This window comes from Selenomonas sp. WCT3 (assembly GCA_900100835.1).
GTDB classification, from domain to species: Bacteria; Bacillota; Negativicutes; order Selenomonadales; family Selenomonadaceae; genus Selenomonas_A; species Selenomonas_A ruminantium_E.
In genome coordinates this window covers 1-21,320 of the sequence record FNCM01000008.1, presented here as the reverse complement: position 1 = coordinate 21,320, position 21,320 = coordinate 1, and the positions used below count along the sequence as shown (strand labels likewise).

27 protein-coding genes and 1 riboswitch are annotated in these 21,320 nt (G+C 46.2%); of the genes, 3 read left to right on the top strand and 24 right to left on the bottom strand.

From position 1 onward, the window contains the following. Positions 1–8 precede the first annotated feature (8 nt). Positions 9–90, bottom strand: a riboswitch (ZMP/ZTP riboswitch). Between the two features lie 81 nt (positions 91–171). The 6 genes from queC to BLQ36_RS08260 form a co-directional block, all read right to left on the bottom strand. Beyond that, positions 172–855 (bottom strand): 7-cyano-7-deazaguanine synthase QueC, encoded by a 684-nt coding sequence (gene queC / locus BLQ36_RS08285; protein WP_074515157.1) that lies wholly within the window; start codon positions 853–855, stop codon positions 172–174. A 91-nt stretch (positions 856–946) separates the two neighbouring features. Continuing rightward, positions 947–1,360, bottom strand: coding sequence for a peptide deformylase (locus BLQ36_RS08280; protein WP_033169223.1), 414 nt, complete (start codon positions 1,358–1,360; stop codon positions 947–949). Between the two features lie 18 nt (positions 1,361–1,378). Continuing rightward, the gene (locus BLQ36_RS08275) at positions 1,379–2,731 is read right to left on the bottom strand and encodes an MATE family efflux transporter (protein ID WP_074515156.1); all 1,353 of its coding nucleotides are present in this window, start codon (positions 2,729–2,731) and stop codon (positions 1,379–1,381) included. A 14-nt stretch (positions 2,732–2,745) separates the two neighbouring features. Further along, on the bottom strand, positions 2,746–3,396 hold the full coding sequence (locus tag BLQ36_RS08270; protein WP_074515155.1) for a potassium channel family protein: 651 nt from the start codon (positions 3,394–3,396) through the stop codon (positions 2,746–2,748). A 15-nt stretch (positions 3,397–3,411) separates the two neighbouring features. After that, positions 3,412–4,743 carry a TrkH family potassium uptake protein gene (locus BLQ36_RS08265; RefSeq protein WP_074515154.1) on the bottom strand — a complete coding sequence of 444 codons (1,332 nt, stop codon included), beginning with the start codon at positions 4,741–4,743 and terminating at the stop codon, positions 3,412–3,414. A 47-nt stretch (positions 4,744–4,790) separates the two neighbouring features. Then, positions 4,791–6,008 carry an MFS transporter gene (locus BLQ36_RS08260; protein WP_074515153.1) on the bottom strand — a complete coding sequence of 406 codons (1,218 nt, stop codon included), beginning with the start codon at positions 6,006–6,008 and terminating at the stop codon, positions 4,791–4,793. Between the two features lie 87 nt (positions 6,009–6,095). Here BLQ36_RS08260 and BLQ36_RS08255 point away from each other — a divergent pair, with 87 nt between their 5' ends. Next, positions 6,096–6,911 (top strand): tRNA 2-thiocytidine biosynthesis TtcA family protein, encoded by an 816-nt coding sequence (locus BLQ36_RS08255; RefSeq protein WP_074515152.1) that lies wholly within the window; start codon positions 6,096–6,098, stop codon positions 6,909–6,911. Positions 6,912–6,921: 10 nt separating this feature from the next. On the opposite strand, the gene BLQ36_RS08250 is transcribed toward BLQ36_RS08255, so the two are convergent. From BLQ36_RS08250 to BLQ36_RS13660, 4 genes are all read right to left on the bottom strand, one after another. Beyond that, positions 6,922–8,154 carry a type II secretion system F family protein gene (locus tag BLQ36_RS08250; protein ID WP_074515151.1) on the bottom strand — a complete coding sequence of 411 codons (1,233 nt, stop codon included), beginning with the start codon at positions 8,152–8,154 and terminating at the stop codon, positions 6,922–6,924. A 4-nt stretch (positions 8,155–8,158) separates the two neighbouring features. Continuing rightward, complete coding sequence (locus tag BLQ36_RS08245; protein WP_074515150.1) at positions 8,159–9,202, bottom strand: PilT/PilU family type 4a pilus ATPase; 1,044 nt, start codon at positions 9,200–9,202, stop codon at positions 8,159–8,161. Positions 9,203–9,204: 2 nt separating this feature from the next. After that, complete coding sequence (locus BLQ36_RS08240) at positions 9,205–9,885, bottom strand: GIY-YIG nuclease family protein (protein ID WP_074515149.1); 681 nt, start codon at positions 9,883–9,885, stop codon at positions 9,205–9,207. Positions 9,886–10,042: 157 nt separating this feature from the next. After that, positions 10,043–10,315 (bottom strand): IS3 family transposase, encoded by a 273-nt coding sequence (locus BLQ36_RS13660; protein ID WP_180364851.1) that lies wholly within the window; start codon positions 10,313–10,315, stop codon positions 10,043–10,045. Between BLQ36_RS13660 and BLQ36_RS13435 the strand changes: the two genes are divergently transcribed. Next, positions 10,292–10,456, top strand: coding sequence for a hypothetical protein (locus tag BLQ36_RS13435; RefSeq protein ID WP_180364849.1), 165 nt, complete (start codon positions 10,292–10,294; stop codon positions 10,454–10,456). The two genes, BLQ36_RS13660 and BLQ36_RS13435, sit on opposite strands and share 24 nt — an antisense overlap. Before the next feature lie 72 nt (positions 10,457–10,528). Here BLQ36_RS13435 and BLQ36_RS08230 read toward each other — a convergent pair whose 3' ends face one another. The 9 genes from BLQ36_RS08230 to BLQ36_RS08195 all read right to left on the bottom strand — a co-directional run bounded on the left by BLQ36_RS08230 (position 10,529) and on the right by BLQ36_RS08195 (position 16,412). Continuing rightward, a complete protein-coding gene (locus BLQ36_RS08230) occupies positions 10,529–10,762 on the bottom strand; it encodes a transposase (protein ID WP_218970073.1) in 234 nt (77 codons plus the stop codon). A gap of 146 nt (positions 10,763–10,908) precedes the next feature. Then, positions 10,909–11,280 (bottom strand): HNH endonuclease signature motif containing protein, encoded by a 372-nt coding sequence (locus tag BLQ36_RS08225; RefSeq protein WP_074515147.1) that lies wholly within the window; start codon positions 11,278–11,280, stop codon positions 10,909–10,911. Continuing rightward, positions 11,270–12,445 (bottom strand): AIPR family protein, encoded by a 1,176-nt coding sequence (locus BLQ36_RS08220; protein WP_074515146.1) that lies wholly within the window; start codon positions 12,443–12,445, stop codon positions 11,270–11,272. The genes BLQ36_RS08225 and BLQ36_RS08220 overlap by 11 nt, the downstream gene beginning before the upstream one ends. A 41-nt stretch (positions 12,446–12,486) precedes the next feature. Beyond that, positions 12,487–13,104, bottom strand: a complete 618-nt coding sequence (locus tag BLQ36_RS08215) for a DNA methyltransferase (RefSeq protein ID WP_081342284.1) — start codon at positions 13,102–13,104, stop codon at positions 12,487–12,489. Next, entirely contained in the window at positions 13,097–13,459 is a 363-nt protein-coding gene (locus tag BLQ36_RS08210) for a DpnD/PcfM family protein (protein ID WP_074515145.1), read from the bottom strand. Before BLQ36_RS08210 ends, BLQ36_RS08215 begins: the two co-directional genes overlap by 8 nt. 28 nt (positions 13,460–13,487) lie before the next feature. Next, positions 13,488–14,264 (bottom strand): DpnI domain-containing protein, encoded by a 777-nt coding sequence (locus BLQ36_RS08205; RefSeq protein WP_074515144.1) that lies wholly within the window; start codon positions 14,262–14,264, stop codon positions 13,488–13,490. A 19-nt stretch (positions 14,265–14,283) separates the two neighbouring features. After that, positions 14,284–15,231: a DNA adenine methylase gene (locus tag BLQ36_RS08200; protein WP_074515143.1), complete on the bottom strand. Its 948-nt coding sequence runs from the start codon at positions 15,229–15,231 to the stop codon at positions 14,284–14,286. 142 nt (positions 15,232–15,373) lie between these two features. Then, the gene (locus BLQ36_RS13430) at positions 15,374–15,535 is read right to left on the bottom strand and encodes a hypothetical protein (protein WP_180364850.1); all 162 of its coding nucleotides are present in this window, start codon (positions 15,533–15,535) and stop codon (positions 15,374–15,376) included. Between the two features lie 274 nt (positions 15,536–15,809). Beyond that, positions 15,810–16,412 carry a hypothetical protein gene (locus BLQ36_RS08195; RefSeq protein WP_074515142.1) on the bottom strand — a complete coding sequence of 201 codons (603 nt, stop codon included), beginning with the start codon at positions 16,410–16,412 and terminating at the stop codon, positions 15,810–15,812. A gap of 120 nt (positions 16,413–16,532) precedes the next feature. On the opposite strand from BLQ36_RS08195, the gene BLQ36_RS13425 reads away from it, so the two are divergent. Next, the gene (locus tag BLQ36_RS13425) at positions 16,533–17,216 is read left to right on the top strand and encodes a hypothetical protein (protein ID WP_074515141.1); all 684 of its coding nucleotides are present in this window, start codon (positions 16,533–16,535) and stop codon (positions 17,214–17,216) included. Positions 17,217–17,278: 62 nt separating this feature from the next. Here the strand turns inward: BLQ36_RS13425 and BLQ36_RS08185 are convergent, their stop codons facing one another. The 5 genes from BLQ36_RS08185 to BLQ36_RS08165 form a co-directional block, all read right to left on the bottom strand. After that, positions 17,279–17,560, bottom strand: coding sequence for a DUF1294 domain-containing protein (locus BLQ36_RS08185; protein WP_074515140.1), 282 nt, complete (start codon positions 17,558–17,560; stop codon positions 17,279–17,281). A gap of 35 nt (positions 17,561–17,595) precedes the next feature. Further along, positions 17,596–18,843, bottom strand: coding sequence for a GspE/PulE family protein (locus BLQ36_RS08180; RefSeq protein ID WP_074515139.1), 1,248 nt, complete (start codon positions 18,841–18,843; stop codon positions 17,596–17,598). A 256-nt stretch (positions 18,844–19,099) separates the two neighbouring features. Continuing rightward, on the bottom strand, positions 19,100–19,411 hold the full coding sequence (locus BLQ36_RS08175; protein ID WP_074515138.1) for an RHS repeat domain-containing protein: 312 nt from the start codon (positions 19,409–19,411) through the stop codon (positions 19,100–19,102). A 71-nt stretch (positions 19,412–19,482) separates the two neighbouring features. Next, positions 19,483–19,947 (bottom strand): SMI1/KNR4 family protein, encoded by a 465-nt coding sequence (locus BLQ36_RS08170; RefSeq protein ID WP_074515137.1) that lies wholly within the window; start codon positions 19,945–19,947, stop codon positions 19,483–19,485. Between the two features lie 20 nt (positions 19,948–19,967). Then, positions 19,968–21,320 (bottom strand): RHS repeat domain-containing protein (locus BLQ36_RS08165; protein ID WP_318260956.1); only part of this gene is annotated, 1,353 nt, incomplete at its 5' end.

Below are 21,320 nucleotides of genomic sequence, written 5' to 3'. Positions count from 1 at the left end.
CTGAGCATAATCTCTGCCCAGACGGTCGGCGTTAAAAGCCCTGCAGTACATGTGGTCAATTCCACGAATCCGTCAGTCCTGCACGGCTATATTTACTTGTTACGCTCAGTTTAGCAGGTAGCTAATTGACCTGTCAAGACTTTTTCCTGTTTGACATGTCAAACTGTGCCCTCAGCAATTAGCTGGATCTTCGACGCCGTTGGCGTGGAATGCGGCGGCGCGGTCGATGCAGGTGCCGCATTTGCCGCAGGGCTTTTCGCCGCCCTCGTAGCAGGACCAGGTCAGCTCATAGGGAACGCCGAGTTCCAGGCCGATTTTTACCACTTCGGCCTTGTTGATGTTCACAAAGGGCGCTTCGATTTTCAGCTGATGGCCCGAGCCTTCCCAGATTGCCTGATTCATGGCATCGTTAAATACCGGCGAACAATCAGGATATGCAAAACCAGCTGCATCATCAGCATGGGCACCATAATAAATGATGCTGCAGCCCTTGCTAAGGGCAATGCTGGCCGCCGTTGACAGGAACAGGCCGTTGCGGAAAGGCACATAAGTGCTGACCGGTGTCTCCCCCTTTGTCTCCTTGATTTGTTCGGCGTAGCTCTCTTCCGGGATTTCTTCATCCGACTGCTTTAAGAGCGAGCAATTGCTATACTGGAAAATCTTGCTGAGGTCCAAAAAGAGCTGCTCAATGCCATAATGCGCCGCCACGGCTTTAGCGGCTTCGATTTCCTTCTCGTGCTTCTGCCCATAGGACAGGGACAAAGCTATCACATTTTCCCGGCCATATTTTTTTATTGCCAGCCCCAAGGCCGTCGTGGAATCCACGCCACCACTGCTAAGTACCATTGCTTTCATATGTCTACTTCCCTTCTTTTATCGATGCTGCCGTCTTTATCCGAAGCTTCTACTCCCACTTAGCTATTTTTGCTAGAGTTGCCCCTGCCGGTTAAATCAAAATCCCCTGGCAATGGTCGATTTCATGCTGGATAATCTGGGCCGTAAAGCCGCTAAATTTTGCTTTCTGCTTGGCAAAGTTCATATCCCGGTATTTAACTTCAATCGTCTCAAACCGCTCCGTTTCCCGCTCCCCAGTTAACGACAAACAGCCCTCTGTCGTCTTGTAGGACTTAGCCGAATGCTTCACAATCTCGGGATTTAACAACGCAACGTCCCTATCGCCCAGGTTTACGGCAATAATGCATTTGGCTTCGCCAATCATATTGGCCGCTAAGCCGACACAGCCTTCGCGATGTGCGGCTAATGTATCCAGGAGGTCTTGGGCCACGGCAATATCTGCTTTTGTTGCCTTAACCGATTTTTGCTGTAAGAAAAACACGTCTTTTACAATTTCTCTAACCATTTCTATCCCCTATATCTATTATTTTAATGACGAAAACGCATGACGCTTGGTTCCCCAGCCCTTTAGCCGCCAGAAGAAAAACAGGCAGATGACCACCGATACCACCGAACCGGCACAAGTGGCCAGCCCCATGGGGAAAAGGGTATCGGGATACCAGTTGGAAGCCAGCCAAACCAAAGGTATCCGGGCGGTAACGATGGCAATGAGATTATGCAGGAAGGAAAACTCTGACCGTCCCAGAGCGCAGAAAAAACCACTAAAGGAAAAATGTATCCCGGCAAAGATACAGTCAAAGATATACCCTTGCAAATACAAAGCTCCAGCCACAATAACAGCAGGCTCCTGGGTAAAAATGCCAACGATTCTATCCGCTGTGAACTGGGTCAAGAGGGAAACCACTACCCCAAAGATAAGGCAACTGTCCAGGGCATACCAAAGGGTCTTGCGGGCACGAACCATCTTGCCTGCTCCGATATTCTGCGCCCCCAGCGCTGAAACCGTGGCCAGCATGGAGGACGGCACCAGAAAGACAAAGCTGATGAATTTTTCCACAATGCCAACCGCTGCGGCATCGGTGAGCCCACGCATATTCGCAATGATGGTAATGACCAGAAAGGCAATCTGGATGAACCCATCCTGCAGGGAAATGGGAACGCCGATGCGCAGGAGCCGCCCCATGACTTTTTGCCGGGGGCGCAAATCAGACCAGGCAATCGCCATGGCTTTTTTCTGCGCGATATAACCTAAGGCCAGCACCACACTGACACCTTGGGCAATCAAGGTGCCATAGGCTGCCCCCACCGGCCCCAGCCGCCAAAATCCCATAAAGAGATAATCCAGCAGGATGTTTCCCACACAGGCCACTGCCACAAAATACATAGGGGATTTGGCATCTCCCAGACCGCGAAATATGGCACTGATGATATTATACACCGTAATCAAAGGAATTCCCAAAAAGCAAACAAATAGATACTGGCAAGTTCCCGGCACTGCCTCCGCTGGCGTCGACATCCAGCGGGCGATGGACTCCGTGCCTAAGACCAATACCACGGCCAGCACCACCGCCACCAGCAAAAACAGGGTAATGGTGTTGCCAATCGACGCCCTGACGCTGGCCTTATTCCGCGCGCCAACGGCCTGGGCAATCATTACCGTTGTGCCCATGGCCAGCCCCACCAGCATCACCGTAATCATGTGCATGACCTGACTGCCCACCGAAACCGCCGTTATACTGGCCGCTCCTTCAAATTGACCGATAATGAAGAGGTCTGCCATCCCGTAGAGGGTCTGCAAAAAATACGAGAAGAAAAACGGCAGGGCAAAGACAAAAATATTGCGAACTACACTGCCGGTTGTAAGATTCTTTTCCATCTGCCACCATCTCATTAAATATGGAAATATTTTTCCAAATCATTACGCTTGCCGATTACCAATACTGTATCTTCTTGGTTCATTGTGGTCTCAGCCGTTATCTCTACATCGAGAATACCGGCTTTCTTGATTCCCAGAACGTTGACATGATAATGTTTGCGAACCTGAAGCGCCCCCAAGGTTTTGCCATTCCACTCCTCCGGAATCGGCAGTTCGTAAACGGCATAGCGGTCGCTTAACCGGAAATAGTCGAGAATATGGTCATAACCAAAGCGAATAGCTGTCCACTTTGCCAACTGCTTTTCCGGGTAAACCGCCTCATCAGCACCATTGCGCAAGAGGAATTTTTCATGAATGCCTCGGGAAGCACGGGCGACTACATATTTCGCTCCCAATTCCTTGAGTAAGGAGGTTGTCTCCAACGAACTCTGGAAATCATCGCCAATTGCCACGATGCATAAATCAAAATCCCGGATTCCCAGGGATTCCAAAAAACTTTTATTCGTACTGTCAGCCATCAAAGCATTCGTCACATAGGGCAAAACCATATTGACGCGCTCCTCATCCTTATCCACAGCCAGGATATCGTGCTTCATTTGATAAAGTTCCTGGGCCACATGCCGCCCATAACGGCCTAGACCAATCAGTAATACAGACTTCTTCATGAGAACCTCCTGCCGTCAGCCGACGGTAATTTTCTCCTGGGGCAGACGCCCCGTAACGGGAATACTTCGCTTGTTCAGCGCATAAATCATCGTAAGCGCACCTACGCGCCCAAAATACATCAGTAGAATCAAAATCAGCTGGGATAATGCCGATAGTTTTTCCGTCAAACCGATGGACAGCCCAACAGTGCCAAGGGCCGAAGCTGTCTCCACCATACAATCCACCATCGAAAAACCATCCAACACGCTGATGAGCCAACTGCTCCCCACGAAGAGCAGCAAATACATCAAAAAAATCGTCAAGGCCTGCTGATTCGTCTCTTCCGCAATGCGGCGGGAAAAAAACGTCACATCCCGCTTGCGCCGCAAGGAAGCAAAAGCCGAGGTCAGCAACACAAATGCGGTCGTAGCCTTGATACCACCCGCCGTCGACCCAGGAGCACCACCGATGAGCATCAGCACCACCAGCATGAGCCGTCCCGATTCACTGAGCAGATTGATATCCACCGTGTTAAACCCAGCCGTTCTGGCGGTTACCGACTGAAACAATGCCTGAAATAGACGAATTTCTTCTTGGAAATCCTGAAACTCCAAAAGGAAAAACAGCATCGCTGGAATAAAAATAAGACCAGCTGTCATCAGCAGAATAATCTTCGTCTGCAGGCGATAACGGGAAAAGCGCAGTCCATTCCAATGAAGATCCGCCCAAGTTATGAACCCCAGGCCCCCCGCTATGATGAGCCCCATTATCGTCATATTGACCCAGGGGTCTCCGGCATAGCCCATCAGCGAACCGCCGCCACGCTCTCCCATGAGGTCAAAGCCCGCATTACAAAAAGCCGAAACAGAATGAAAAAACGCCATCCACAGACCATCTGCCCATCCATAATCCCGGGCAAAAACCGGGAGAAGGATCGCTGCTCCCAATCCCTCGACAAAAACCGTAAACTTCAAAATAAAGCGCAAAATACGGACAATACCGCCCAACTGCGGCGCCGCGATGGCTTCCTGCATCGTACTGCGCTGCATCAAATCAATGCGGCGGCCTGACGCCATGACAATCGCCACAGCCATTGTCACGACCCCAAGGCCGCCAATCTGAATGAGCAGCAGGATAATGAACTGACCAACCCCCGACCAATACAGGGCCGTGTTTTCCAAGGTCAGCCCGGTCACACAAGCCGCCGAAACGGTGGTGAAAAGCGCCGTCAAAAACGGAGCCGGCTGGCCGCTCTTTGTTGCCATCGGCAGCATCAGTGCAAAGGTTCCCAATGCAATCAACAACAGGAAGCTCAGCATGATAATCTGAAATGGCGATAACTGGTATCCCCAGCGAAATAAGCGCATATATATCCCCTTTCCACAAAGACCACTTTAGGATACTACGCAACTACTCACCTGTAAAGTCCTTTTGACGATTTCCCACGCAACAGGGACGGAATGACACCAGCAAAGCAAAGTACCGAAAAGAAAACAAAGGAAATCACGATATTGCGAGTAAGCAGTTCCCCAGGCGAAAGCTCCGGCCAATTGAGGGAGAGAATCACCGTCACCAGCGCCATACTCAACACCTGCCCACTCATGCGCATGGTACTGAGCAGCGAAGAAGCCATATTGTAATACTCCCGAGGCAGCGAACTCATAATGGCATTATTATTGGGCGCAGCGAAAAAGGCAAAGCCGACACCAATGCCCATAATGCTGGGGATGACCGGCCACAAAGCCTGCTTTCCCACCAGCACGGCCAGCATAAGCAACCCTAAAGTGATGATGCCCATGCCAATCGAGCATAAAAGCGAGGCTGGCTTATGGTCGGACAAAGCCCCCGTCAGCGGGGACAGCACCATCATGATAACTGGCTGCGTCAGCAGAATAAAGCCCGTCATTTTCGCACTGATGCCTAGCACACTCTGCAAATAAAGGGAAAGCAGGAAACTAATGGCAAAGGTAGCACTGTAGTTCAGCATCGCCGTAAGACAGGACAGGGAAAACTCCCGATTCTCGGTAAACAGCCGCAGGGAAATCTTCGGCATCGCCCCTTGCGGCGGTCTTGGCTGATGCCCTTTAGGCCCTAACCCCCGAAGGGCCACCAGCAAAACCAGCCCCGCATAAAAGGCCATAAACCAGAACAAACTCCGCCAGCCAAGGCCATCATTCATAAAACCGCCAATCACCGGCCCAAAGGACAGTCCGGCATAAACCACCGAAACCATCCAGCCCATAGCCTTGCCGCGATTCTTCCCAGGATACGCATCGGCCAGGATAGAGGTGCTGGTAGCAAAAATCATGGAGGAACCCAGCCCCTGCAGCCCGCGAGCCAACAATAGCAGGGCAAAGGAATCAAACAGCACCGGCAAAAAGGAGAACAACATAAACAGGAAATTTCCCAGCTCAAATACCAGCACCTTGCCCCAACGGTCGGCGGCGCGTCCCATGGGAAGCAAAAAGGCTAGCGAGGTAATCAGATATATCTCAATCACCCAGCTTAAAGTTTCCGCCCCCACTTGAAACTCCCGCCCCATCCCAGGCAGCGAAAGAATCAACGCACTGCCGGAAAAAGGAGTAAGAAACGAAGCCATCATGACAACAGCTAATATGTGACGATTGCTCATACGACGATAAGTTCCTCCTTTTAATCAAAACCCTTTTCCGTTATAATAAACCTATTGTCCAATTTTAGCAAAGAAAAAGAGGTAGCTATGAAAATCAATCTTCCCCAATCCTATTTCAGCAAACTGTTACGCGCCGTTGTTGAATTTGATATGATTCAGGACGGCGACCACATCCTGCTGGGAATTTCAGGCGGCAAGGACAGCATTTTTCTCGCCTATGCCATGAAAATCCTCCAGCAGCGTTTACATAAAAAATTCCAACTGTCCGCTTTGACCATCAATCCGATGTTTAAAGACGAAAAGGGGCAACCTGCTTTTTTTGATATCGACCGAGCCCGTAAATTCATGCAGGAAATCGAGATTCCCTACGAGGTCATCGATGTGGATATCGAAGGAGCCATGGCCGAAACCAGCTACAAAAGCCCCTGCTTTACCTGCGCTTTTTTCCGCCGCGGCGCCATGAACCGCTACGCCAACGAACACGGCATCAAAAAAATCGCCTATGCCCATCATAACGACGACGCTGTGGAAACCTTCTTTATGGGGCTCCTATACTCTGGGCAGCTTCATACCTTCACGCCGGTGACCTATTTAGACCGCACCGATATCACCGTCATCCGGCCCCTCGTTTATTTCCGCGAACAGGAAATCATCGACGCCCAGGCATTCCACGGCTTTGACCCGGTCAAGAATCCCTGCCCCCACGATGGCAACACCAGCCGTCAAACGGTAAAAGAACTCATCGCAAAACTTAACCAGTCCATTCCCGACTGCTATGACCACCTCGCCGCCGGCATGCGCCAAGGTGCCTTAGGCCAGCTCTGGCCCGCAGCCCAAAGCCGGAAAGAAATGCGCGAAACCTATTACCGCTATATGGGCAACCACATCAAGGGAAAAAAATAAAAGCTCCATCTTATGATAGAGCTTCCATCATCCCCAGCAGTGGCAATAGCACCGACAGGGCAAAAAAGAAAACCAATCCTCCCACGATAAAAATCGCTGCCGGCTCTGCCAGCGATTGCAGCCGGGCCGATTCGTTTTCCGCAATCACCCCACAAAGCCCAGCACCTTTTTCCAACATGCCTTCCAACTCACCAGACTTTTCCCCGGCCCTGACCATTTCCCCCAACACCTCGGGAAAGGCCTCACACCGGTGCCAGGCATCCCATAGCGACGTTCCGCGCTCCACCGCCGAACACGCCGACGAGACAACCGCCCGCAAATAGTGATTGTTCGTTGCTTCTGGCAACAGCTTCAACGCCTCATGCAGACATATTCCATTTGCCAGCAGCACCGAAAGCGTTCCCAGCAGCATCTGCCACTCCGCATAACAAAGGAGCCGCCCATACAGCGGAATCCTAAGCCGCCAAGCATCAAGAACACAGCGGATGACGGGCTGATGCCAGGCCGCCACCGACGCTAGTACCAACAGCCCCATACATAGTAAAACCACCATGCCATCCTGCTGGATTAGCGCCGAAAAATCCAATAAGAGCTTCGTCGGCAGTGGCAGCTCCGCTCGAAAATCCGATAGCATCGCAGCAAAGGTCGGCAAAATAAAAACGGTTATGCCCAGCAGCGCCAGCAAAGTTGTCACCCCCAAAATAAGAGGATATAACAGCACCGACTTTAGCTTTTCCCGAGCCGCAAAGGATTTCTCCAGAAAATCTGCCAGCCGCAGGAACATGACATCCAGCGAACCAGCAGCTTCTCCTGCCTTGACCATACTGACGATACGAGTGGAAAACACCTTAGGGACCCCCTGTAGCGCCTCGTGTAGCGACTTTCCCTGTATGACATCTGTTAACAGCCTGCTGAGCATCTGCTGATAAGCTCCGCTGCCATCCGGCTGACACAACGCCTTCAAGGCCTCATGAACCGGCAAACCAGCCGAAAGCATCACCGCCAGCTGCCGGCAAAAAAGCACCACCTCCAGCCGAGACGGCTGAGACGAGATGGTCAAAAACGAACTTTTGGAACTTGCTTCAGCGGGTGGCAAGCTTGCTGGCTCTAGCTCCCGCAAATTTGCCACCCATAATCCTTTTGCCCGAATCTGATGAGCCGCCTCTCTTAACGAGGCGGCTTTTATTTTACCTGTAAATCGTTCACCGCTTCGATTCCGCGCTTCATACGCATAAGATGCCATGCTGTCAGCCTCCTATCCGGCCCAGCCGGAAATCCGCTCCAAAATCCCGCGCGATAAGGCCCGCCCGGCAAAGCTGCTCACAGGCTGCCTTTTCCGTCTGCATACCCTGCTCTTGATGACTCATCATCACCGACTCCAACTGGCTGTATTTGCCCTGACGAATCAGGCTCTGCACCGCTGGATTCGTCAGCAGTACCTCCGCCCTGCACACCCGGCCCCCACGGATACAGGGCAACAACCGCTGAGCAAAGACGCCCACCAGCACCTCTGCCACCTGCGCGCGAATCGAATCCTGCTGGTCCAGCGGAAACATGCCCTCAATGCGCATGACCGCCTCCATTGCCGACAGCGTATGCAACGTCCCCAACACCAACGCCCCCGACGCCGCAGCCATCAGCGCCGTCTTCATGGTCTCCTGGTCGCGAATCTCCCCAACCAGAATGACATCTGGCATCTCCCGTAAAGTACTGCGAAGTGCCTGGGAAAAAGAAAAAAAATCACGGCCCAATTCCCGCTGACTGATAAAACACCGCTTCGGCTCATAAAGAAACTCCACCGGGTCTTCCAACGTGATGATATGATACGATTTCTCTTGATTAAGCTCCTCGATAAAGGCCGCCAGCGTCGTGGTCTTGCCGGAGCCCGTCCGGCCCGTCACCAGGATAAGCCCCTGGTCCAGTTTCTTCATCTTCTGCCAGGCTTTTGGCGCCCCAATCTCCGCAAGACTCGGAATCCTCTCCGGCAGCAGGCGGATGGCCAGCGCAGGAAAGCCCTGCTGATAATACGCATTGACACGAAACCGCCGTCCCGCAAAGCTCCATGACAAGTCAATATCCTTTGCCCTTACTAGCCGCGCCCTCTGTTCCTCACTCATAATGACCGAACAGAACTCTGACATAAACTGCTCCGTCAACGGGCGGTCATCCATAGGCACCAAGACACTATCACAGCGCAAATGCGGCCGCTGGCCTACGGTCAAATGAATATCCGACGCCTCTTTTTCGATTGCTTTATTGATGAAAACCTGCCAACTTATATCCTCGCCCATATTCATACCCCCAGCCGAGTCCTAACGTCCATCAGCCATTCCCCGTTATACTTAAAATATCTTGGGCCTGCTACTGACCATTTGCTATTAGTAAACATAGTCGCTAAAGCTGACAAGGAATACTTCTTGCCATCATAAGTTACATGCTTTTCATCCGTCACCATACACAGCTCGCCATTATGCGCATCCTCAGACGAATACGGATTGCAATATTCCACAGACTCACCAACGAGAATTTGACACAATGTGAACGAAAAAGGCGTCAACCGTTCCCGCCGTACCTCTTCCACCTCATTGGCTGTTTCTTCCTCTGCCTGCTGCTCCACAGTCATTTTCCACTTGCAAAGACGGTCTGTTGTACCAAATATGCCAGCTATTGACTCCAATATATTATAGGCTTCCTCTGCCGACATGGCATAGAATTCTCTCGTGCGAATATGGCCGTTGACATTTTCGATAGACCGCAAACTCGGATTCAACTGGTCAATCAGCCGATGCAGCGTCAAATCTTGCAACCGTTCCCTCACAGCATAGGTTGCATAAACACGAAAAGCAAACGGCGTACATTCGCTTTGATTGAGCTGCGCGAGTCTCCTGCCAACATCATCGGCATAACCGATTTTAACATACGTTGGAAAAGATGGATTCGTCATGATGTAGATATACCCCTGCGGATCATCCATATACAACATCCTCCCTTACCCCAAGCTCCCCTGACTCCTGGCTATCACTTAGACTATTTAAGATATTGTACATTCTTCTACATACACAACCAAATACCTGCATGAAAAAAGCACCTCCAACCGGAAGTGCTTTTCTTATACCTTAACCTCACTGCCATCAACTATTATTGACAACTTCAGTTATGTCGCTGGACCAGACCTGATTGGGAAAGTTCATCTTATAATTACACAACAGATATGGCACAACAGCCTCTTTGAAATTTTGCTTGAACAAATTGATTTTGGGATATATGGCTGTAAAGCCCATTTCATACATGAGTCGCCGGACTTTCTTGCGGCCTATGGCATAGCCTTCCTTTCGCACTTTGTCGAGGATTTTGCGAGAGCCTAAATAAGGGCATTTTATATGCCAGTAATCGATGCATTTCATAAGCTCATCTTCCAGCATTCGACAGGCTTTATCGGGCTTTGTGAATTCGTAGTAGACGCTGGAACGGTTGAGGCCAAGAAGTTCACATTATTGGCGAACAGACAGCCCATTATCTCTTTGGAGCAAAGTCCGGCAGTTTAGGCAGGACTTCTCCAGCTTGGCGAAAGCAAACCTGAAGAAAATCACGTTCCAATGTTAGCTGGCCAATTGTTTTCAGCATCTGGTCGTTTTCTTCTTCAGGTCATCCTCCTTTCTCTGAGCATTTTTGCGCTCAGCAGTGGCATCAAAGGCAAGATGGGCATTCTGCAGAAAATCCTGCTTCCATTTTCTGACCATGCTGGGGTTAAGATTATGCTCGGCACATATCTTGTTAAACTCTTTGTCCCCTTGTAGTATATATAGGATGACCTTCGTCTTGAATTCAGCAGTGTACTTTTTTCTTAGCATGATTATGACCTCCATTTTGTTCGGTTATTATATCATGCGCGCTAAAAATATCAAACACTGATCTAAATCCACGGGTCCATTATATTCGACTTTAACTGATTCGTTATATACTATCTCAATAAAATCCCATGGATTTTCCTACCATATTATCCCCGTTGTGAAGCCTTCCGCATTTCTTCTATCTTTGATTTTTTATAAATAAGATATCTTTTATCTACATATTTTATCCTGCTAGATATATTTTCATAATTATATTCATCATCATCATAAAAATATACAATTCTAGTATCTGGATCTATGTAAAAATTACCTGCATCAAATTCTCTATGATGGTTAGGGCACAATGCAATTATATTTTTATAATCATCTATTTCTGGAGCGTCAGAATAATCTCTTATATGTGCTCCTTCCACCAAACTATTCCCTTTGTAATCCATCTTATGCCAACCGCAAATCACACAACTATTATTACACAATTTCAATGACTTATCAGTTGTATCTTTTCTCCTATAATTCATATATTTTATCCCTCTTACTTTTATCTATATGGTCTCTTAATGTTACATATAAATTTTCCCAAATAGCTGGATCTTTTGATAACCTATTAACTTGATTACCATTCGCCTTAAATGATGCCCGCAACTTTTGACACAATTCTTTATTATACTTATTAAAAACATCCTCGTTATTTTCACACCATCCAATTTTCTTTGTTCCAGGTTCATACCAAATATTAGCACGATATGCAGCTAATATTGGAAATAACATTTGCTTTGGTATCCCATAGGTACATTCCCCATTGGAAAAAACCAACGGTTTGGGAGCTGTCTCCTTTATGATAGTCAATGATGTCATATTACTACCTTCATGAAATCTCCTTAAAATAAGTTCATATAAATCCAATATATCATTAATCAACGGATATAATATATCAAAGTGTTCCGGCGTATTACTTTGCTCTATAGTTTCCCATCTCTTAAATGTAGCACTTGGCGAGGTTGCACTTTTTGTTGGTTGCCCCGTTTGCTCAGAATACGGACTAGTATACAGCATAATATTAAACACATTAAGAATTGCAATTAGTTCCTGTGGATTCATACCTCTATCACCGGACACTTTGCATCCTTCGTACCATATTATATGCTTCCTCTTATCATCATCCATATATTTCTTTATTTTGGCAAATAACCCCAGCTTTTCTGCTAATGAATACTCTTTAACTCCAGTACAACTATTTTGAGCCGTAGCTATTTCGGCAATCCTCCTAGACGAATACTCTTTTACTTTTACCATAAGTTTAATTGTTGCAGATGAAATATCATGTTCCTGTTGCGCATCTAGTATTGCCTGCTGCGTATGACCACCATTCAAAATCCCCGTTCCACTATTGAACGTTAATAATAATTTATTCTTTGATTGCTCTTTTACATCATTCGCTATAATTGATATGCCAAGGTTATTTTCAAAAAAATTTTCCGGTTTATTAGACAATGTTTCTATCATATCTTTATATGGTTTTGATTTTTTTACATCTGGCTCACGTACATTCGCATCTAGTGGAAGCCTCTTATATTGATTACCTTTTATAAAAATTGTATACTCGTGACAATCGTCAATTGTTTCTTCGAGTTTTTTATAATATTTAATTGTTACATCTTTTGGAGTTTCATATGTATTTGGCATATAACATTCCTCCTCATTATAGTTTATATTTATAAGAATAGCTATTTACTTATTTTCTTAAACACAAACAAATACTCATGAGCAATAAGCAAAAAATTATACTTCACACTATTATTCTTCCAATATCCTGTCGCTCGACAGTTATGCTGCTCTTTAATAATGAGCTCCTTCAACGTAAAGCCAGCATCTTCAAAAATCTTCATCACATCAAAGGACAAAGGCACCATGCACCCTTTTTTTCGAGTATCTCCCATTAAGATAGCGCAGAACTTATCTTTTTTGAGTACCCGATAGCATTCACTGGCTACCTTTTTCATTTCTTCCAGAAAATCAGCAATCTTCAATCGGGACAGGTCTTCTTCGATATCTTCACTATACTTGATAATATCAGCATAGGGAGGATGCGTGCAGATAAGATCTACATGATCGTTTTTGATAAACGATAAATTCCGAGCATCGCCTTTTTTCAGATAAACCTTGCCATTAGCGCCTTCATGCTCAAAGTCAATTTTTTCCCGGCAGCGTTCCAGTGCCACATCATTGACGTCCACGCCAATAATATTACGGTTTAGTAATTTGGCCTCCACCAGCGTGGTACCGCCCCCGGCGAACTGGTCAAGGACACAATCGCCATCCTTAGAGTAGTGGGACTTATCTATTGTTTACCACAATCGCTAAACTTTTGTCTAATTTTTCCTTGCTAAATCCTTTTGTTCCTTTGTTTTGACTCATTATATATAGTGACTGACGCATTTCATTTTCTGTTAAATTCATTTCAGACCAGTGAATATTGTTATTAACGTATTTTTCCACATCTTCAATCGTCCACTTATCAAAAATTTGATATGGCCAACCTTCAACATCTATATTACATTCCCTTAAATCATCATTTGTTGTTATAAGTTCACCTCTATCATTACTTTTTATTGTGTTCATTAAAGCTTCCTGCCAACTTTCAGCTTCTACTGTTACCTTTTTCTCATATATTTCTTGAATTGTTAAGTTAAATTTCACCTTTCAGCACCTCTAAGTAAAAATATGTTCAGCTATTATTCTTTAACCGATATTCACCTCTGCCTAAAAATTCTACAAAACCTTTATCCCGTAAAAATTGCAACTGCTGGCGAATTTTAGGCTGAACATTGTGATTTTCTCGATGGCGTTTCTGCAAATAATCCGTAAAACGATATACATCGCGAAGCGTGAAATATTCTTTCCCCATTTGTTCCAGACAATAAAGTACATCCATCAGCCAGCCGCGAGTCTGGATTTTTGCCGTGGATAATGTCGTTGTAGCAAACACCTTTTCACGCACGAATTTTGGATCTATAATTTCCTGTTGGTAAATGATTGGAATTTTACCCTGTACAGGGATATTCTTCCACGCAATATTACATCCTGTCCATCCCGCACGGCGAGCTGTTGGTGGCAATGGCTTACGCTTGATGATGATTTCTGTAGTAAAGAAATAACTAGGGATAATCCAAAGATTATCCACCATATATGTAGGCCGATTATATTCCATAACTAACAGATGCGGATTATTATTATCTAGCAGTCTAGACATCATAGTTTCATAGGCTCCATCGGCTATCATCGAACCATAATGACCATTATGACTCTTTAACTCAAACGTATTTTGGCAGTTGGGGCAAATTAAATCAGCTACCGGCTTATTATTTTGCAAATGCTCTAAGTGCGGTTCGCCACACATGACACAATACATATTTTCAGCTGCCCATGATTCTGTTATGACTCGTGCTTGCTGCTGAGGGCTATGGTAGTTTAATCCTAATTCTGCATTCATATGTATGTCCATGCAGATACCTCCGGCATTTTTATCCAATATACATATAACTGTTATCTTTCCTCACGACGACTTTGGCACCCTTGGCCGCCATTTCGTCAACGAATTTGGCCAGGGTAATCTGATCATCATCATTAAAGCAGTCCGCTGTGTAGGAAGTAAAGCTGGCCGTAGCAGTAAGCGGGCGGTATGGCGGATCGAAATATACAAATGTATGCTCGTCAATAAAATCTCGTACCTGTTGGTAATCCCCGCAGACAATCTCCACATTTTGGAGGTTTACGGCAATGCCACGCAAATTGTCCTCATCACAAATCAATGGCCGCTTATAGGCACCCATTGGCACGTTGTAAGCCCCTTTCTTGTTAACCCGGTACAGACCGTTGAAACATGTTTTGTTGAGGAAAATCATAATGGCAGCACGTTCCACCTGATCTTCTTCCCGGCCAGCCAGCTTCAATTCATTAAAACGGGCACGCATTTCCATATAGTAGGCTTTGCGTTCATCCGTGCCTTTGGGCAAAAAATCATCCTGATACACTTTCAACAGAGCCACCAGCTCGTCTACATGATCCCGGATGGACTTGTAGGCTCCAATCAGTTCCTGGTTCACGTCACTGATGTAAACAGCCTCCAAATCAAACTGATTGAGTACATCGAACAGCACGGCACCGCCACCCACAAAAGGCTCCGCATACTTGGTATACTGCCCCTCTGTAAAGGGGTAGTAGGCAGAAATCTCCTGCAAGAGCTGACCTTTGCCGCCAGCCCATTTCAAAAAGGGCCTTACCCCCAGCTGGGGATGCTCCACATACCGCAGGCTCCGCGCGTCCTCGGGCTTCTGTGCGTCCGCAGGAATGATCCACACATTACCCACCCGTTCCGCATTGTGTATCCGCTTTTCAGCACATAAGGTAGAAACTCGCCGCTGGGAGATCCCCCATTTAATAGCAGCTTCCTTGGCAGATATAAAGCTCATAATGTCCTCCTTCTTGACTAGCTTTCTATATGATTATATTCCCATACTGGAACAATAGCAATATCATTTGATAAAACGGTGTATGTCAAGAAGTTCTCAGTAAATTTTACCCATATACAAATGTATGCTAGATATATACTTTTTATACTATAGCTTTAGCCATTTTTCCTATCGGGCTGCTACTCGGCGCATGTTCAAAGTATTCTTCTCTTGCAATCAATGTATACCGCAGGTCGTCATTTTTTACCAAAATAAGCCCCTGCTCAAGCGCCAACATCTTCTGCCAATCTCCTTCATCCCCCATATCTTCACCTCGCATTCTCTATCGACATAGTACATCTTCTACATACACAACCAAATACCTGCATGAAAAAAGCACCTCCAACCGGAAGTGCTTTTCTTTATGCCCTGCCCTCTTACGAGGTTGTTTTGTTAATCCTTACTGCCGGTTAATCATCGGGCTGCAGCATGACAATCTGGTCGTTCTCATAAATGCGCGCATGATACTTCATGGTCTTCCGGTCACTATCGAGGTCATTCTACCGTCAATTTTTTTCCAATGTATTTTTTAATGTTTTCTAATTATTTTTCCCAACTCTTGCCTGAATAAAATTCAACACAAAATCAAAATTATCCGCATCGACATAAACCTGATTGTAATTCAACGGTTCGTTTAACTTTATGAGATTTCGCTTCCGCAAGATTTCCATGCTTTTCACCTTGGCAAACTCAGAGTACAAATAAGTATGCGAAGCCGCAAGCAGACCGGAGCCCATTGTAGTGAGATTTCCTGCGGCCGCACCTGTCATAACGGCCAACACGCCAATGACCTGCGCTTTTTTCACCTGATGCGGCAACTGGGTATGTTTCACGCCTCGCTCATCCATCTCAAACAACACACAATATTTCCCGCCCATGATAAAAGCATAAACCAAATAGCCCACAGCAACCAAAACCAATATTCCCACAAGCCCTGCGGCAAGCATGACAATACTATCAAGCAATTGGTCCAATTGGAAACCATCCTCTATCATTACCAACACTTGGATAAAGAAGAAGAGCCCTAGACCAATACCTAAGAATATTTTGCTGACCAAAAAGAAAATGGTTGGATTCGTATATAAATTCAATTCATAGACCCAACGATAGATTCCATCCTTCCCCTGCTGTATCGCCTGCATCCTTATCCCTCCTGCTCTGCTAGCGTATATTCCCAAACCAATCTTTTAATTCGATTCTCTTTCCATTTTTATCAAGACCTAAGAATGAACTGCTAGGCTATCTTCGGAGGTGTTGATAAAATGAATGAGGAAGAAAACTTTATGACTTCAGCCCGCTATCTAATATACATCGGGCTGGTATTGCTGGCATTATTTGTCGTAGATGAACAGCACAAAATAGAGGTATTTGTATTTGCCGGGGCTGTGGGATTTTATCTAGAGTCCCGGAAAGAGGGCTGGCAGAGTCCCCTGATTGAATGGCCGGAAGAACTGTCCTTCCTTGCCACTTGCTATTATGCCTCACTAAAATTCATCAAATTCGGTATTATCCTTGAGGCTGTCGTACTTATCTATCTATTCCATAATGGCCTGATGCAAAGCCCCTATTTATTTCATATTTTTGGTACCATCTACATCGTTTCGCTTATATGGCTGACGGCCACGGCCAGCGTGCTTTCCATCTGTTGGTCCATCCATGACCAATGGGCAAAACGGACTGGCAGCACCACCATAGCATCATTGAAACCGCCCTTCACCCAAGGAACTCGAGGCTTCAAAACATCGAGCTGGCTGCTCTTTGATGGCATCGTAGTCGTAATATTAACCCTCATGTGGTGGGACTACCTATCCATGCAAATTTTCAATATATTTGAACTGACGGCCGTTGCCACCGTCTATTTCATTTTGATGCTGCCTTTGCAATTGTGGATGTATTTCCACTACAAAGGACTGCTTCCCAAAGAAAGCACCAGCATCGAACCATAAATACCAGTACACATACAGCCATGCAGGTAATCACGAGTCTGCATGGCTGTTTTTTATGCGCATCAATTTTGCCAAAAGAGATACATCAGCCCGGCCACCTGTAAGATGAGTATCAACGGCACACCATATTTAAATTTCCAATGCAGCGTCTTATGATGAAACACCTGAATCGCTATCATTGCCCCGATGCTCCCCCCTGCCAGTGCAAAAAGCAAAAGAGTCAATTCTGGCACACGCCACCATTGGCGCATCGCACATACCTTATCCCAGCCATAAATGAGGATAGCCACTACATTCAAAATGACTAAATACCAAGTTGTTACATTATGTCCATAGATTTCCATTGTTATCCTCCTAGTCCTATTCAAAAGAAATTTACTCAACTGCCATAAAGTACCCTGCGAACCTCCGCCAAAGTAGTAACGCCCGCTTTTACTTTCTGCAAACCATCCTGCCAAAGGGATTCCATCCCCTGCGCGGCAGCAATACGTGAAAATTCCTGACGCTCGCATTGATGAAGCAACGCCTGACGCAGACAATCATCCATAACTAACACCTCATGAAGGGCCATCCGTCCAGAATAACCGGTTCCGCCACAATGTTTGCATCCCTTACCATGCCATAGCACCAATCCTGGTTCATAACAATCCCCCAACAAAGCTGCTTCACAGGATCCTTCCTCCACCACATACGAACAGCGACACTCCGGACAAAGGCAGCGCACCAGCCGCTGGGCCACAATTCCCGACAAGGTTGCTGCCAACAGATACGGCTTAACCCCCATCTCCAACAGCCGGAAAATTACCGCCGTCGCATCCTCGGTGTGCAAAGTCGTCATAAGCAAATGCCCCGTCAACGCAATGCGAACAGCCAACTCCGCAGTTTGGCTGTCACGAATTTCCCCCAACAGTACCTTTTCCACATCCTGCCGGAGAACAGCCCGAAGGCCTGTCACATAATCAAGACCAGCTTTCGGATTCATCTGCACTTGATTGACTCCTGGCAATTCCCGCTCTACGGGGTCTTCCAACGTAATCAAACTGCAATCCGACCCATTCAGGGCATTCATCGCCGCATATAGCGTAGTTGTTTTCCCCGAGTTCATCGGCCCGCAGATTACCAACAATCCTGCTGGCGCATGGATAAGCATCTCAAACTTTTGCTGATTCGTCTCCGAGAATCCCAGCTCTGCTACCTTCAACATCTCATCCTCAAGATTCATAAAGCGCAGAACCATCATCTCACCACAAGTTACCGGCATAGATGCCACGCGAATGTCCAGCGTTTTTTGTCCATCCTGCTCATAGCGTATGTGGCCATCCTGTGGCCGCTGACGTTGTGCGATATCCATCCCGGCCATCACCTTGATGCGCGAAACAACAGCCGTCTCTATATTTTTCGGCAGCTTACGCGCATCCTCCTGCAGGATTCCATCCCGCCGGTACCTTACCCGCATCCCGCCTTCCATAGGTTCAAGATGCAGGTCACTGACCATCCAATGAATGGACTGGTCAATAAGTCCGTTCACCAACCGCACCACCGCCGACTCCACACCACTACTACCGCGTTGTACCTCCCGCATCGCCTGACCAATCCAACGATACCATGCACACACCTCATCTTGCATAAAATCACTATCCTTACCCAACAGACTTTTTCGCTTTCGTCTCCATTTCGATAAAAAAGTGACATTCTCCTGCTAACCCCGTAGCAACTTCTCCTAACAATATATCAGCTCTTTCCTAGAATCTTTGCCGTAGGTGATATCCTGCCACATGCCGTTGGCATGGGTTATCTTTTGGATGGCGCCATCGACATCGCGGATAAATTTGACAATTGATCGGTCAATTTCGTTACATATATCCGCTAAGCGATTTGACTTGTCAAATTTGTAGTTGACTTTTTCGGCCCGTGATGTCTGTCTGACTGGTCTTGCGCCCAAGTTCGTCATAGGTATAGGCCAATAGCGTCCTGCCGCTGGCTTTCTTGGTGAGCAGCAGGCCGTCTTTGTCGTAGGTGTAGCGGTAGTCCATACCGCCTGCGATGGACGCTATAAGCTGGCCGTTCGGCGCATATTCATAGCTGTTACGCAAGTCGCCTGCCTTGCGCTCAACGAGACTTCCGCAGACATTCCACTGGTACTCATTCGTTATACCATTGCGGTCTTGGAATTTGATTAGTTTGCCATAACACACTCAAAAAGAGCCATGACCCCCATCATTTCATGGCCCTTGAATATATTCAGCATTTTTTATTTTTCAAATGCTTATTGTTGATGAATATAATAATTATGGTGTCTTAACATTTTTTCTATAAAATCCGGTATAGATTTTGCAATTTTCTCATCGAAATAATAAACGCCATCGCCATCTAATTTGAGCGTTAAAAAAACAGTTTCAGAGACCTCATAAAAAATAATATTATTTTCATCAAATGGATAATATTCACGTCTTTCATCATTTTCATATTCATTATTGCCTTTATAAAAATCGTATATCTCAATTGGTGATATAAACCTATTAAAATAATAATCATTATATTTTGATATAAATCCATATCCTAATTCGTTATATAATTTTTTTAACTCTAATGGTAAATTAAAATTCAATTCTTGTTCTACATACTTAATTTCATTTTCGACATTACGAATTTCAAAAAAAACTAGCCCCTCCCCCCAATCTTTTTTTATTATATCATTCTTATGTACACAATTTAAATATTTTTCATACATGCAAACCAACTCCTTAAAAACTATTTTCTTCTACCGAACATTTTCTGCCAAGCCCCTCCCGATCTATGTATTCCACCTTGATGCTCATTGGGCCACTTAGCGGGATGTATATTGTACCATTCTATCGGTCCGCCAAATGAATTCGGTATAATTTCATGTGCATCATATTTACTTCCTGCTTTTCTCCCTCTTCTACCTGTAGAACCAAAAACGTCTTCTTTATATACAGGCCACTTTTGCCCCGTATTCATCTCCCATTCTTTTATCAATTTTTCTTTATTTTCGTTAAACAGTTTTCTATGTTCTTGTTTCTCTCCACCTTCCAATTTAGAGAACTCTTTTTCTTTTAATATCCTTTTTAATTCTTCTCGTTGATTTTGTGGTATTTTTCTCCCAGTCTGTTCCTCTATATCTCTTATTACTTGCTTATATTGTAACTTTTGATTAGCATACCCACTCGGATCATAATAATCCACCGGGTTATTCGCACAGTAGGCATATAAGTTCAGCCCATCGCCGTGATACTCGTCTTCCTGTGTGAATCTAGCGATTGCTGGATTATAGTATCTGGCACGCAGGTAGTATTGCTGGGTTATTGGGTCTAGCTGCTGACCTGTGTATTGATAGCGATTGGGAATCTGTTCTTCCGATTCTATTGTATTGCCAAACGCATCGTAGGTATAGCGGTTCTTTACGTCAGCTTGTTCATCTGTTATGAAGATACTACTTCCCTGTTCGTCGCTGGCGTAGTGGTACCAGGTTTTCTCGGGGTTGGCTTCCATCGCCCAGAGGTCGCTGGTGCGGATTAACCTTGTGATGTTACCATCTGTTTCTTCTGTTACCACTTCCTTGTTTTCGTTGAAGATAAACTGTACGAGCTTGCCGTTTTCTTCCATTTCATGACGCAGGCCTTCGGCATCGTAGCGGTTTATTTGCGTCAGGCCAGTCTTGGTGGTCACTTTGCTGGTTCTGCGGAAATCATCGTATTCGTAGGTGTTGTTTTCATCTTGGAGCAGATTGCCTGCGTTATCGTAGCGGTAGGTTTCCACTTGACCGTTGACGGTTTGCTTTGTCAGCCGGTTGTTGACATCGTAGATATACTGTTCTTCGATGTCCTTGACCGTCCGGGTCAGGCGGTTGCCGGCGTTATCGTAGGTGAATCGCTCTGTATACTTCGGGTATTCGGCCTGCTGCAAACGGTTCAAGCTGTCATAGGTGTAGAGCGTCTTGCCTGCAAGTTCCTCTTTCTCGATTCTTTGGCCATTGCCGTCATAGCGATAGGTATTCTGGGCCAGGATTTTATCCGGTGTTGCTACGGTAAGGCTCGTTATGTTTTTATCCGCATCGTAGGCGATGTCCTGCCACATGCCGTT

Excerpts from the sequence above, each read along its gene's own strand:
- queC (WP_074515157.1), bottom strand. The coding sequence starts at position 855 with ATGAAAGCAATGGTACTTAGCAGTGGTGGCGTGGATTCCACGACGGCC.
- BLQ36_RS08280 (WP_033169223.1), bottom strand. The coding sequence starts at position 1,360 with ATGGTTAGAGAAATTGTAAAAGACGTGTTTTTCTTACAGCAAAAATCG.
- BLQ36_RS08275 (WP_074515156.1), bottom strand. The coding sequence starts at position 2,731 with ATGGAAAAGAATCTTACAACCGGCAGTGTAGTTCGCAATATTTTTGTC.
- BLQ36_RS08270 (WP_074515155.1), bottom strand. The coding sequence starts at position 3,396 with ATGAAGAAGTCTGTATTACTGATTGGTCTAGGCCGTTATGGGCGGCAT.
- BLQ36_RS08265 (WP_074515154.1), bottom strand. The coding sequence starts at position 4,743 with ATGCGCTTATTTCGCTGGGGATACCAGTTATCGCCATTTCAGATTATC.
- BLQ36_RS08260 (WP_074515153.1), bottom strand. The coding sequence starts at position 6,008 with ATGAGCAATCGTCACATATTAGCTGTTGTCATGATGGCTTCGTTTCTT.
- BLQ36_RS08255 (WP_074515152.1), top strand. The coding sequence starts at position 6,096 with ATGAAAATCAATCTTCCCCAATCCTATTTCAGCAAACTGTTACGCGCC.
- BLQ36_RS08250 (WP_074515151.1), bottom strand. The coding sequence starts at position 8,154 with ATGGCATCTTATGCGTATGAAGCGCGGAATCGAAGCGGTGAACGATTT.
- BLQ36_RS08245 (WP_074515150.1), bottom strand. The coding sequence starts at position 9,202 with ATGGGCGAGGATATAAGTTGGCAGGTTTTCATCAATAAAGCAATCGAA.
- BLQ36_RS08240 (WP_074515149.1), bottom strand. The coding sequence starts at position 9,885 with ATGGATGATCCGCAGGGGTATATCTACATCATGACGAATCCATCTTTT.
- BLQ36_RS13435 (WP_180364849.1), top strand. The coding sequence starts at position 10,292 with ATGCCAGTAATCGATGCATTTCATAAGCTCATCTTCCAGCATTCGACA.
- BLQ36_RS13660 (WP_180364851.1), bottom strand. The coding sequence starts at position 10,315 with ATGAAATGCATCGATTACTGGCATATAAAATGCCCTTATTTAGGCTCT.
- BLQ36_RS08230 (WP_218970073.1), bottom strand. The coding sequence starts at position 10,762 with ATGCTAAGAAAAAAGTACACTGCTGAATTCAAGACGAAGGTCATCCTA.
- BLQ36_RS08225 (WP_074515147.1), bottom strand. The coding sequence starts at position 11,280 with ATGAATTATAGGAGAAAAGATACAACTGATAAGTCATTGAAATTGTGT.
- BLQ36_RS08220 (WP_074515146.1), bottom strand. The coding sequence starts at position 12,445 with ATGCCAAATACATATGAAACTCCAAAAGATGTAACAATTAAATATTAT.
- BLQ36_RS08205 (WP_074515144.1), bottom strand. The coding sequence starts at position 14,264 with ATGGACATACATATGAATGCAGAATTAGGATTAAACTACCATAGCCCT.
- BLQ36_RS08200 (WP_074515143.1), bottom strand. The coding sequence starts at position 15,231 with ATGAGCTTTATATCTGCCAAGGAAGCTGCTATTAAATGGGGGATCTCC.
- BLQ36_RS13430 (WP_180364850.1), bottom strand. The coding sequence starts at position 15,535 with ATGGGGGATGAAGGAGATTGGCAGAAGATGTTGGCGCTTGAGCAGGGG.
- BLQ36_RS08195 (WP_074515142.1), bottom strand. The coding sequence starts at position 16,412 with ATGCAGGCGATACAGCAGGGGAAGGATGGAATCTATCGTTGGGTCTAT.
- BLQ36_RS13425 (WP_074515141.1), top strand. The coding sequence starts at position 16,533 with ATGAATGAGGAAGAAAACTTTATGACTTCAGCCCGCTATCTAATATAC.
- BLQ36_RS08185 (WP_074515140.1), bottom strand. The coding sequence starts at position 17,560 with ATGGAAATCTATGGACATAATGTAACAACTTGGTATTTAGTCATTTTG.
- BLQ36_RS08180 (WP_074515139.1), bottom strand. The coding sequence starts at position 18,843 with ATGCAAGATGAGGTGTGTGCATGGTATCGTTGGATTGGTCAGGCGATG.
- BLQ36_RS08170 (WP_074515137.1), bottom strand. The coding sequence starts at position 19,947 with ATGTATGAAAAATATTTAAATTGTGTACATAAGAATGATATAATAAAA.